Origin of the sequence: Streptomyces fradiae, from assembly GCF_041270065.1 — a bacterium.
Taxonomy (GTDB): Bacteria; Actinomycetota; Actinomycetes; order Streptomycetales; family Streptomycetaceae; genus Streptomyces.
Genome location: NZ_CP065958.1, coordinates 1,863,977 through 1,874,942 on the forward strand (window position 1 = coordinate 1,863,977; position 10,966 = coordinate 1,874,942).

10 protein-coding genes are annotated in these 10,966 nt (G+C 73.6%); 3 read left to right on the forward strand and 7 right to left on the reverse strand.

Annotated elements, in window-relative coordinates:
* Nucleotides 1–16: 16 nt before the first annotated feature.
* Both JAO84_RS08370 and JAO84_RS08375 read right to left on the reverse strand, forming a co-directional pair.
* The gene (locus JAO84_RS08370; protein ID WP_370411805.1) at nucleotides 17–1,381 is read right to left on the reverse strand and encodes an SWIM zinc finger family protein; all 1,365 of its coding nucleotides are present in this window, start codon (nucleotides 1,379–1,381) and stop codon (nucleotides 17–19) included.
* Complete coding sequence (locus JAO84_RS08375; RefSeq protein WP_370411807.1) at nucleotides 1,378–4,323, reverse strand: DEAD/DEAH box helicase; 2,946 nt, start codon at nucleotides 4,321–4,323, stop codon at nucleotides 1,378–1,380. The genes JAO84_RS08370 and JAO84_RS08375 overlap by 4 nt, the downstream gene beginning before the upstream one ends.
* Before the next feature lie 210 nt (nucleotides 4,324–4,533).
* On the opposite strand from JAO84_RS08375, the gene JAO84_RS08380 reads away from it, so the two are divergent.
* Entirely contained in the window at nucleotides 4,534–4,869 is a 336-nt protein-coding gene (locus JAO84_RS08380; RefSeq protein WP_265866171.1) for a hypothetical protein, read from the forward strand.
* On the opposite strand, the gene JAO84_RS08385 is transcribed toward JAO84_RS08380, so the two are convergent.
* The gene (locus JAO84_RS08385; RefSeq protein ID WP_370411810.1) at nucleotides 4,859–5,590 is read right to left on the reverse strand and encodes a class I SAM-dependent methyltransferase; all 732 of its coding nucleotides are present in this window, start codon (nucleotides 5,588–5,590) and stop codon (nucleotides 4,859–4,861) included. The genes JAO84_RS08380 and JAO84_RS08385 overlap by 11 nt on opposite strands.
* Before the next feature lie 89 nt (nucleotides 5,591–5,679).
* Between JAO84_RS08385 and JAO84_RS08390 the strand changes: the two genes are divergently transcribed.
* Nucleotides 5,680–5,955 carry a DUF6343 family protein gene (locus JAO84_RS08390; RefSeq protein ID WP_370411812.1) on the forward strand — a complete coding sequence of 92 codons (276 nt, stop codon included), beginning with the start codon at nucleotides 5,680–5,682 and terminating at the stop codon, nucleotides 5,953–5,955.
* A 28-nt stretch (nucleotides 5,956–5,983) separates the two neighbouring features.
* Here the strand turns inward: JAO84_RS08390 and JAO84_RS08395 are convergent, their stop codons facing one another.
* From JAO84_RS08395 to rpsA, 4 genes are all read right to left on the reverse strand, one after another.
* On the reverse strand, nucleotides 5,984–6,355 hold the full coding sequence (locus JAO84_RS08395) for a tetratricopeptide repeat protein (protein ID WP_265866174.1): 372 nt from the start codon (nucleotides 6,353–6,355) through the stop codon (nucleotides 5,984–5,986).
* A gap of 148 nt (nucleotides 6,356–6,503) precedes the next feature.
* Nucleotides 6,504–7,109 carry a dephospho-CoA kinase gene (coaE, locus tag JAO84_RS08400; protein ID WP_370411814.1) on the reverse strand — a complete coding sequence of 202 codons (606 nt, stop codon included), beginning with the start codon at nucleotides 7,107–7,109 and terminating at the stop codon, nucleotides 6,504–6,506.
* A gap of 31 nt (nucleotides 7,110–7,140) precedes the next feature.
* On the reverse strand, nucleotides 7,141–8,079 hold the full coding sequence (locus JAO84_RS08405) for a PAC2 family protein (RefSeq protein ID WP_370411816.1): 939 nt from the start codon (nucleotides 8,077–8,079) through the stop codon (nucleotides 7,141–7,143).
* 173 nt (nucleotides 8,080–8,252) lie between these two features.
* On the reverse strand, nucleotides 8,253–9,755 hold the full coding sequence (gene rpsA, locus JAO84_RS08410) for a 30S ribosomal protein S1 (RefSeq protein WP_019885395.1): 1,503 nt from the start codon (nucleotides 9,753–9,755) through the stop codon (nucleotides 8,253–8,255).
* A 359-nt stretch (nucleotides 9,756–10,114) separates the two neighbouring features.
* Here rpsA and JAO84_RS08415 point away from each other — a divergent pair, with 359 nt between their 5' ends.
* Entirely contained in the window at nucleotides 10,115–10,957 is an 843-nt protein-coding gene (locus JAO84_RS08415) for a class I SAM-dependent methyltransferase (RefSeq protein ID WP_370411819.1), read from the forward strand.
* The last annotated feature ends 9 nt before the right edge of the window (nucleotides 10,958–10,966 follow it).

Below are 10,966 nucleotides of genomic sequence, written 5' to 3' on the forward strand. Positions count from 1 at the left end.
CTTCCCAGCCTATCGGTCACCTCCCCAGGAGGTCGGTGATCACGCCGACCGGGTCGGCGTCGGGGGTGCCGCGCGGCCACCAGTCCTCGCGGTCGGTGTCCGACTCGTAGCCGTACCAGAGGCCGTCGCGGCCGAGGCGCAGCTGGAGCGATGCGGTGGACAGCCGGTTGCGCCAGGGGCGGAAGGCCGGGAGGTCGGCGGCGAGCAGGGCGGGGCGGGCCCGGTCGAAGGGGCCGGCGGGCGGGTCCCAGGGCTCTTCCAGGGCGGCGAGTCCGGCGACGCCGCCCTGGCGCCAGGCGGCGACGGCCCGGGCCAGGTCGGTGGGGGTGCGGTCGAGGGCGTAGGCCAGGTCGCGGTAGAGGGCGCGGGTGGAGGCGGTGAGGCCGGAGCCGGGGTGGGCGGCGGCCAGCCGGACCGCGTCCTGCCAGGGGTTGAGGGCGGCGACGGGGTCGTGTCCGGTGGTGAGGAAGGTGTGGGCGCGGGCGGCGGCCTCTCCGGCGAGGAGGTCGAGGGCGAGCGGGTCCGGTGCCTCGGGGTCGGCGGGGAAGACGGCGGGCCGGCCGGGCCGGTCGGGTGCGGGGAACGGCGGGGGCAGCGGCATCGGCGCGTGCCCGGTGGTGGGGGCGAGCACGGCGCGGGCGAGGACGGTGGGCAGGGCGGGGGCGCTCTCGGCGGCGGCGTGGACGGCGTTGCGCCGGGTGAGGTCGGCGAGCAGTTCCTGCTCGTCGCGGCCGCGCATGAGGAAGAGGACGAAGGGGTCCTCGTCGAGGAGGCGGGCGGCCTGGTAGCAGAGGGCGGCGGCGTGCTTGCAGGGGTAGCCGTCGTCGGGGCAGGTGCAGTCGGGGACGAGGTCGCCGGGAGCCGGCAGGAGTCCGGTGACGGCCTCCAGGGCGTGCGGCACGTCCTTGTCGAGGAGGGCGGCGATGTGCTCGGGCCGGGCGGCGGCCTTGTCGAGGAAGCGTTCCCAGTCGTCGTCGCCGAGGGTCCGCAGCCGGATCTCCGCGCGGTACGGCCGGGGGCGGCTGCCGTGCACATAGGCGACGACGCGGCCGGGCGTGACGGTGATGGCGTCGACGTGGCCGCGCTGGGCGTAGGCCTTGCCGCGGGCGAGCCGGGCCGGGTCGAGCGCGGTGTCCTCCAGGGCGTCCACCCAGGCGTTGCCCCACCAGGTGGCGGCGAACCGCCCGTCGGGGGCCTCGCGCGGGGCGAGCGGGGGGAAGGTGCGGCGCCGGGCGTCGTGGCGGGGCGCCCCGGCCGTACGGGCGGCCGCGGAGCGGGTACGGGCGCGGGCTCCGGCGCCGGCGAACCGGGCGCGGTCGGGGCGGTCGGGGCGGTCGGGGCGGTCCGGACGGTCGCCGGGGAGGGTGCCGTGGGGGCTCATGCGGGCCTCCTCAGGGACACCAGGTCGGCGAGCTCGCGGTCGGTGAGTTCGGTGAGGGCGGCCTCTCCGCTGCCGAGGACGGCGTCGGCGAGGGCCCGCTTGGCGCGGAGCATCTCGGCGATGCTGTCCTCGACGGTGCCCTCGGCGACCAGCCGGTGGACCTGGACCGGCTGGGTCTGGCCGATCCGGTAGGCGCGGTCGGTGGCCTGTTCCTCGACGGCCGGGTTCCACCAGCGGTCGTAGTGCACGACATGGCCGGCCCGGGTGAGGTTGAGGCCGGTGCCGGCGGCCTTGAGGGAGAGCAGGAAGACGGGGACCTCGCCGGCCTGGAAGCGGTCGACCATCCGCTCGCGTTCGGCGACCGGCGTGCCGCCGTGCAGCAGCTGGGTGGGGATGCCCCGGGCGGCCAGGTGGTCCTCCAGGAGCCGGGCCATCGACACGTACTGGGTGAAGACGAGCACGGCGCCGTCCTCGGTGAGGATCGTGTCGACGAGCTCGTCGAGCAGGGCGAGTTTGCCGGAGCGGCCGGCGAGCCGGAGCCGGCCGGTCGCGGCGCGCGCGCCGGAGCCGGGGGCGCGTTCCTTGAGGTAGAGGGCGGGGTGGTCGCAGATCTGCTTGAGCGAGGTCAGCAGCTTCATGATCAGGCCGCGCCGGGCCATGCCCTCGGCGCCCTCGATCTGCGCCATGGTCTCGCGCACCACCGCCTCGTAGAGCGAGGCCTGTTCGCGGGTGAGGGCCACCGGGTGGTCCGACTCGGTCTTGGGCGGCAGCTCGGGAACGATGCCGGGGTCGGACTTGCGGCGGCGCAGCAGGAACGGGCGGACCAGCCGGGCCAGGCGCGCGACCGCCTCCTCGTTCTCGATCTCGTCGGTGTTCTCCACAGCGCGGGCGTGCCGGGAGCGGAAGGCCTTCAGGGGGCCGAGGAGGCCGGGGGTGGTCCAGTCGAGCAGGGCCCACAGCTCGGAGAGGTTGTTCTCGACGGGGGTGCCGGTGAGCGCGACCCGAGCGGGGGCGGGCACGGTGCGCAGTGCCCTGGCGGTGGCGGAGAACGGGTTCTTGACGTGCTGGGCCTCGTCGGCGACGACCATGCCCCAGTCCCGCCCGGCGAGCCGGTCGGCGCTGGTGCGCAGGGTGCCGTAGGTGGTGAGGACGAAGCCGCCGTCGACTCCGTCGAGGCTGCGGTCGGTGCCGTGGAAGCGGCGGACCGGGACGCCGGGGGCGAAGCGCTGGATCTCGCGCTGCCAGTTGCCGAGGAGCGAGGCGGGGCAGACCACGAGGGTGGGCGCGGTGCGGGCGCGCCGCAGGTGCAGGGCGATGAGGGTGACGGTCTTGCCGAGGCCCATGTCGTCGGCGAGGCAGCCGCCGAGGCCGAGCGAGGTCATGAGGTCGAGCCAGGCGAGGCCGCGCAGCTGGTAGTCGCGCAGGGTGGCGTCGAGTCCGGGCGGCGGGGGCACGTCCTCGGGGCCGGCGTGCAGCCGGTCGCGCAGGGCCGCGAGGGCGCCGACGGGGACGGCGGGGACGGTCTCGCCGTCGACCTCGGCGGTGCCGGTGAGGGCGACGGCGAGCGCGTCGACAGGCTGCAGCAGGCCGAGTTCGCGCTTGCGGGCCTTGCGGACGAGATGGGGGTCGACGACCACCCACTGGTCGCGCAGCCGCACGACGGGCCGGTGGGCCTCGGCGAGGGCGTCCATCTCGCGGGCGGTGAGCGGGTCGCCGTCGAGGGCGAGCTGCCAGTTGAACCGCAGCAGCTCGGTGCTGTCGAGGAAGCCGGTGCCGTCGGTCGCGGAGCCGGGCGCGGCGCGGTCGGGACGGACGACGGCGGAGGCGGTGAGGGAGCGAGCCAGGTCGCGGGGCCAGTGGACGGCGACCCCGGCGTCGGCGAGCCGGGCCGCGGCCGGGCCGAGGAGCTCGTACAGCTCGTCCTCGGTCACCGGCATCACGTCGGGCACCTGCCGTTCGAGGAGGCGGCCGAGCGGCGGCCAGACGCGGGCGGCGCGGCGCAGCGCGAGCACGGCGTCGATACGGGCCCGCGGCCCGAAGCGCTCGTCGCCCTCACCGGCCCACAGGGGGCCGGCGTCGATGACGAGGGTGGGGTCGGCGAGGCTGTGCACCTGGAGGAGCGCGGCGGCGGCCTGCCGCACCTCGGTTTCAGTGGTACCGGCGGTATCGACGACGTCCGCCGGGCCGGAGACGTCGAAGAGTTCGAAGGGCGACAGGTCGAGGCGGAGCGAGATCCGCACGCCGGCGTCCATGCCGGCGGCGGCCTCGGCGGCCCAGGCCCGCGCGCCGGGCAGCCGACTGGGCTCGCGGGCGGCGAACGGGGCGCCGGCGGCGTGGGGCGCGGCAGGGGTGCGGGGCATGGTGTCGGCGACAGCGTCGAGGAAGGCGCGGACCAGGGCCTCGGGCTCGGGCAGCCGGAGCGGCCCGGGGCCGGGGACGGGCGTGGCGTGGGCCTCGTAGGGCATGGCGGCGGCGATGGCCCGCAGATGGGCGATGTCGTCGGCATCGAGCGGTCCGGCCCGCCAGGCGTCGTGGTCGTCGGCGGTGAGTCCGGGCAGCAGCCGGCCGCGGGCGACGAGGTGCAGGGCGTGCAGGGCGGCGGCGCCCCAGCAGGCGGTCGCGGGGTGCGCGGCCGGGTGGTGGCGGGCGGCGACCAGGTGGGGCAGGGCGTCGGCGACGGGCAGCAGCACCGCGGGTACGGTCCGGGTGCGGACCCCGGTGCCGTGCCGCCGTACGACGGTGAGCTCGGCCCGCTCGGCGGAGGCGGGCAGGACCGGGGCTCCGTCGGGTCCGGATCCGGGCCCGGGTCCGGGTCCGGGGCGCTCGCCGGGCAGCGGCCCGCCGTCGGGAGCCCACAGGGCGATGCGGCCGTCCCGGGGCAGGGCGGCGGGCAGGAAGACGGCGGCGCCGGCGGCGAGGAGTGTGGTCACGGTGCTGCTCACCTCCCGTTTTGTGCTCCGTGCTCCGTCTTCCGTGACGGATTCCGACTGGACCTCCGACCTTACGGGTGGGGTCTGACAACGGCCTCGCGCCACGGTCCGCGACGGGCTCCCCCGACCGGCTCAACCGGACATGACACCCGGCCCGGGAGGCGGCAGGGTGACGGAGAACAGGCCTCGGCCGCCCACGCCCGACAGACGAGGAATCCCGCCATGTCCCTTCACCGGCGTCTCTCCATCGCCAGCGGGGCCGCCCTGCTCACGTTCGCCCTCGCGGGCTGCTCCGGCCTCGGCCGCACCATGGTGGGCACGCTCAACTACGAGACGGGGCGCGAGGTCGTGGTAAGGGTGACCAGCCCTTCGGTGAACGGCTGTCACCGGCTCGCGCCGTCGGGCGCGACCAGGGTGGAGAACGCGACGCTGGTGGACATCCAGCTCTACCGGACGCTGGACTGCAAGGGCAAGGACCCCATCTATCTGGCGACCCGGACGGCGGACGAGATCGTGCCGGGCACGCTGCCCTGGCGCAGCTACAGCGTCATCCACTGACGCCCGGGACGGGCCGGGCGAGCACCCAGGTGCCGTCGTCGGTGAGGTAGCGCTCGACGGCGAGTCCGGCCTCCGCGAGGTGTCCCTCGAAGGCCTCGGGGCTGAGCCGGCGGGACAGGAAGGTCTGGGTCCAGCGCGCGTCCGGGAAGACGTATTCGCACAGCACCCGGTCGACGCCGTCGCCGACGGGGTCGGTGGCCGCGATCCGCACGGTGTAGCCGGCGGGGTCGTGCCGCTCGCGCGGCACGTCGTCGTGGTAGCCGGGGCCCTCGCGCTGGACGAGCACGTGCCCGTCGTCCTTCACGTGCCGCCGGCAGGTCTCCAGGAGGCCCTGCCGGGTGCGGTGGTCGGCGGTGTGGACGAGGAACGAGCCGAGCACGACGGCGTCGAACCGCCTCGGCAGCCGCAGCTCCTCGATGGGGCTGAGGACGGTCTCGACGTTTGGGGCGCGCTCGCCGACGACGGCGAGCATCTCGGCCGACTCGTCCACGGCGGTCACGGTGAAGCCGCGCTCGGCGAGCGGGACGGTCACCCGGCCCGCGCCGCTGCCCAACTCGAGGAGGGTGGCGCCGGGCGGCAGCGCGGCCCCGATCACCTCGGGTTCGGTGCCGACGGCAAGGCGCCGGTAGAGGTCGACGGCGCAGCCGTCCGGGGTGATCGGCCCGGGGCCGGTCCCGCCGTGTCCGGTGCGCTTCCGGTCCGTGTTCCGTGGTTCGCTCATGCCTGTCACGTCCTCTCGACGCCCGTCGGTCCTTGGGTGGGATCCTGGAAAGTGCCCGAGGGGTTCACCTCACCCGGGAGATGTGAGTCATGCGTACGGGGAGTGAACCGGCGACCGCGCGCAGTGCGCTGCGGCTGCGGTTCTGGCTGAGCCTGTGGGGTGTCCTGTGGGCCGGCTTCGGTACGACGGTGTTCTCGCTGGTCGAACGGCCCGGCTGGGCGGCGGCATGCGGGGTGCTGTTCGTGGTGGCGGCCGTCGATCTGGTCATCGTCGCCCACCACATCCGGCAGGGCCCGCACTGGCAGCCGGGGCGTGACATCCCGCCGTACGAGCCCGATCACGGCGGCCGCCGCCGCGGCCGCTGAGCCACGTCGCTGCCGGTGCACCGGCGATTCAGGCTTCGGCGGGGCCGAACCGGGCCGCCTCCAGGTACTCCGGCTTGGGGTCGAGCGCGGCGGCGAGCCGGAAGTGGCGCAGGGCCTGGGCGGAGCGGCCGGAGCGCTCGAAGGTGCGGGCGAGGGCGAAGTGGGCGAACGCGTTGTCCGGTTCCCGCTCCAGGACCAGTCCGAACTCGAGCTCGGCCGAGCGGAGTTGGGCGGCGGCGAAGAAGGCGCGGGCGCGCAGCAGGCGGGCCGCGGTGTTCTCGGGGTGGGCGGCGATCACCGAGTCGAGGAGTTTGACCGCGCCTCTCGGGTCCCGGGCGGCGAGCAGCTGCTCGGCGGCCCGGTAGTCGATGACGTGGGTCTCCGGGGTGCTCTCGGCCACGGCGTTTCCTTCCCCTCGTTCCGGCGGTTCAACAGCGGGCACGGTGACCGTATTCCGTCGGGGGGCCGTGGCGCCGGGGCCTCCCCTGGTGGGCATTCCTACCCAGTCCGGGGGCACTTGCGACCTGCGGCGCCGTGGCGGATTCCCGTCAGCGGGTGTCCGCGGCGCGCTGCCGGAGCTCCTCCCAGACCTTGCGCACCTGAGGTTCCAGCGCCTCCAGGGGGCCGTCGTTGTCGATGAGCAGGTCGGCGACGGCCCGGCGCTGGGCGCGGGTGGCCTGGGCGGCCATGCGGGCGCGGGCCTCGTCCTCGGTCATGCCGCGCAGCCGGACCAGGCGGTCGAGCTGGGTCTCGGGGGCGGCGTCCACGACCACGACGAGGTCGTAGAGCGGGGCGAGGCCGTTCTCGGTGAGCAGCGGCACGTCGTGGATCACGACGTCGTCGGGGCCGGCCCGCCCCTCCAGTTCGGCGGAGCGGGCGCCGACGAGCGGGTGCACGATCGCGTTGAGGGCGGCGAGCCGCTCGGGGTCGTTGAACACGATGGCGCCGAGGCCGGGCCGGTCGAGGGTGCCCTCGGGGGTGAGGACGCCCTCGCCGAACTCGGCGACGACGGCGGCGAGCCCGGGGGTGCCGGGCTCGACGACCTCGCGCGCGATCCGGTCGGCGTCGATCAGGACGGCGCCGTACGAGACGAGCAGCCGGGACACTTCGCTCTTGCCGGCGCCGATACCGCCGGTCAGGCCCACCTTCAGCATGAGCGGCAGCTTAGATCCCGCGGTCCGCGCGCTATGCGTCGCCCTCCCGTTCGGCGAGGAAGCGCTCGAACTCGCGGCCCAGCTCGTCGGCGGAGGGCAGGTCGACGGGCTCGGCGACCAGGCTGCCGCGGGTCTCGGCGCCGACCACCGCGTCGTACTGGTGCTCCAGGCCCTGGACCAGGGCGACCAGCTCCTCGTCGCCGTCGCCGATCTGGCGGTCGATCTCGGTCTGGGTGCGGCGGGCCTCGGTGCGCAGGGCGTGCGCGACGCCGGGCAGGACCAGGCCGGTGGCGGCGGTGACCGCCTCCAGGGCGGTGAGGGCGGCGTCCGGATACGGGGAGCGGGCCACGTAGTGCGGGACGTGGGCGGCGACGCCGAGGGTGTCGAAGCCGGCCTCGCCGAGGCGGAACTCGATGAGGGACTCGGCGCTGCCGGGCACCTGGGCCTCGTCGAAGGGGCTGCGGTGGCCGGGCATGAGGTCGACGCGGTTGCCGTGCGGGGTGAGGCCGACCGGGCGGGTGTGCGGGACGCCCATGGGGATGCCGTGGAAGTTCACGGCGAGGCGCACGCCGAGGCGCTCGACGACCTGGCCCACGGCGGCGGCGAAGCGCTCCCACTCGACGTCCGGCTCGGGGCCGGAGAGCAGCAGGAAGGGCGCGCCGGTGGCGTCCTGGACGAGGTGCACCTCGATCGCCGGGGTCTCGTAGGAGGTCCAGCGGTCACGGCGGAAGGTCAGCAGCGGGCGGCGGGCGCGGTAGTCCACCAGACGGTCGTGGTCGAAGCGGGCCACGGGCTGGTGGGGCAGCGTGTCGAGCAGGCGCGTGACGATCTGCTCGCCGGTCTCGCCGGCGTCGATGTAGCCGTCGAAGTGGTAGAGCATGACCAGTCCGGCCGACTCCTGGGCCAGGGCCAGGTCGACGACGGCCAGGCCCTTCTGGTCCCATTCGTACAAATCCTGGGGATCAAGCACGATTTCCGCTCCTCCTCGATTCTCCTGGGTCAACACCCTCCGCTCCGCGCCCATTCCCGCGATCACGCCGGGGTCGGTGGGTGTTTTCGCGCCGAGGAGAAACGAACGAGGCCCGCCTCCCCGGAGGGAGACGGGCCTCGACGCTAGCTACTGGAGCTCAGCGGTGAGCCGATTCAGCTCTGGCCGCCGGCCAGCTTCTCGCGGAGCGCAGCCAGGGCCTCGTCCGACGCCAGGGCGCCGGAGTTGTCGTCCGACTCCGAGGAGTACGAACCACCGGAGACGCCCGCCGGGGCACCGGCCGGAGCGGCGGCGCCACCCTCGGCAGCGGCGGCCTCGTCGGCCTCGCGGGACTTGATGACCTGAGCCTGGTGCTGCTCGAAGCGCTGCTGCGCCTCGGCGTACTGGGTCTCCCAGGCCTCGCGCTGGGTCTCGTAGCCCTCGAGCCAGTCGTTGGTCTCGGGGTCGAAGCCCTCGGGGTAGATGTAGTTGCCCTGGTCGTCGTAGGACGCGGCCATGCCGTACAGGGTCGGGTCGAACTCGACCGAGGCCGGGTCGGCACCGAAGGACTCGTTGGCCTGCTTCAGCGAGAGGCTGATGCGACGGCGCTCGAGGTCGATGTCGATGACCTTGACGAAGATCTCGTCGTTGACCTGGACGACCTGCTCCGGGATCTCCACGTGGCGCTCGGCCAGCTCGGAGATGTGGACCAGACCCTCGATGCCCTCGTCCACGCGGACGAACGCACCGAACGGAACCAGCTTGGTGACCTTACCCGGAACGACCTGGCCGATCTGGTGGGTACGGGCGAACTGCTGCCACGGGTCCTCCTGGGTCGCCTTCAGCGACAGGGAGACGCGCTCGCGGTCCATGTCCACGTCGAGAACCTCGACGGTGACCTCCTGGCCGACCTCGACAACCTCGGACGGGTGGTCGATGTGCTTCCAGGACAGCTCGGAGACGTGCACCAGGCCGTCGACGCCACCCAGGTCCACGAAGGCACCGAAGTTGACGATGGAGGACACGACGCCGGAGCGGACCTGACCCTTCTGGAGGGTCGTGAGGAAGGTCTGGCGGACCTCGGACTGGGTCTGCTCGAGCCAGGCGCGGCGGGACAGGACCACGTTGTTGCGGTTCTTGTCCAGCTCGATGATCTTCGCCTCGAGCTCCTTGCCCACGTAGGGCTGGAGGTCGCGGACGCGACGCATCTCGACCAGGGAGGCCGGGAGGAAGCCGCGGAGGCCGATGTCGAGGATGAGACCACCCTTGACGACCTCGATGACGGTACCGGTGACGATGCCGTCCTCTTCCTTGATCTTCTCGATGGTGCCCCAGGCACGCTCGTACTGGGCGCGCTTCTTCGAGAGGATCAGGCGGCCTTCCTTGTCCTCCTTCTGGAGAACCAGGGCCTCGATCTCGTCGCCGACCTTGACGACCTCGTTGGGGTCGACGTCGTGCTTGATCGAGAGCTCGCGGCTCGGGATGACACCTTCGGTCTTGTAACCGATGTCGAGCAGGACCTCGTCCCGGTCGACCTTCACGATGACGCCGTCGACGATGTCGCCGTCGTTGAAGTACTTGATCGTCTCGTCGATCGCGGCGAGGAAGGCTTCCTCGTTACCGATGTCGTTGACCGCAACCTGCGGGGTGGTGGCGGTGGTCTCGGTGCTGCTCGTCATGTGGGAAAGGGCTCCGGTTACGGACAGAAAGTCGTAGGTACTGCTACGCCGAGAGCCCGTATCGCACTGAAGAAGCCGGACAGCCAATGAAGCGCCGATCCCGCCGAACGGGGGGCGCCTCGAAAACCGAGGGGACTGCAACAGGTGCGAGCGCGGCCTGCTCCGTCTGAGGCGCGCAGGCCCGCAGCGCAACCTTTAGCATACGGGGGCGGCCGGACAGGGTCAATGCGCGAAGCGCACACCCGGGGCGGATCGCCGCATATCCGGCACAACTCATGTCGGCCCAGGCCATCCTGGCCGCGGGAGGCCGCCCGCATCTACGCGCGCGGCTCTGAGCGCAAACTACATCGACGGGCGAGATGAACCAAGAGTACGGACACGAAGACGGGCCCGAGGACGAGGCGGAGGCCACCCGGCGTGACGCCGGGGAAGCGGAGAGCAGCCGGGCCAGCCGCGGCTGGTGGGACCGCAACGCCGACGAGTACCAGAGCGAGCACGGAGCGTTCCTCGGGGACGACCGGTTCGTGTGGGGGCCGGAGGGTCTCGACGAGGCCGAGGCGGAGCTGCTCGGGCCGGCCTCGGCGCTGAAGGGACTGGACGTCCTGGAGATCGGCGCGGGCGCGGCGCAGTGCTCGCGCTGGCTCGCCGCACAGGGGGCCAGGCCGGTGGCCCTGGACCTCTCGCACCGGCAGCTCCAGCACGCGCTGCGGATCGGCGGCGGTGACGTGCCGGGGGTCGGGCTGGTGGAGGCGGACGCGGGAGTGCTGCCGTTCCGCGACGGCAGTTTCGACCTGGCGGTCTCGGCGTACGGCGCGGTGCCGTTCGTGGCCGATCCGGTACGGGTGTTCCGCGAGGTGCGCCGGGTGCTGCGGCCGGGCGGGCGCTGGGTGTTCTCGGTGACGCACCCGATCCGCTGGGCGTTCCCGGACGAGCCTGGTCCGGAAGGCCTGTCGATCGCAGCCTCCTACTTCGACCGGACGCCGTACGTCGAGCAGGACGAGCGGGGGAACGCGGTCTACGTCGAGCACCACCGGACGATCGGGGACCGGGTGCGGGACGTGGTGGCCGGCGGCTTCCGGCTGGTGGACCTGGTCGAGCCGGAGTGGCCGTCCTGGAACAACCAGGAGTGGGGCGGCTGGTCCCCGCTGCGGGGCAACCTGATCCCGGGCACGGCGATCTTCGTGTGCGAGCGCATGGACTAGCCGCCGCGC

Bases quoted from the DNA above. Each gene is read 5' to 3' on its own strand.
- JAO84_RS08370 (WP_370411805.1), bottom strand. From the start codon at position 1,381: ATGAGCCCCCACGGCACCCTCCCCGGCGACCGTCCGGACCGCCCCGAC.
- JAO84_RS08380 (WP_265866171.1), top strand. From the start codon at position 4,534: ATGTCCCTTCACCGGCGTCTCTCCATCGCCAGCGGGGCCGCCCTGCTC.
- JAO84_RS08385 (WP_370411810.1), bottom strand. From the start codon at position 5,590: ATGAGCGAACCACGGAACACGGACCGGAAGCGCACCGGACACGGCGGG.
- JAO84_RS08390 (WP_370411812.1), top strand. From the start codon at position 5,680: ATGCGTACGGGGAGTGAACCGGCGACCGCGCGCAGTGCGCTGCGGCTG.
- coaE (WP_370411814.1), bottom strand. From the start codon at position 7,109: ATGCTGAAGGTGGGCCTGACCGGCGGTATCGGCGCCGGCAAGAGCGAA.
- rpsA (WP_019885395.1), bottom strand. From the start codon at position 9,755: ATGACGAGCAGCACCGAGACCACCGCCACCACCCCGCAGGTTGCGGTC.
- JAO84_RS08415 (WP_370411819.1), top strand. From the start codon at position 10,115: ATGAACCAAGAGTACGGACACGAAGACGGGCCCGAGGACGAGGCGGAG.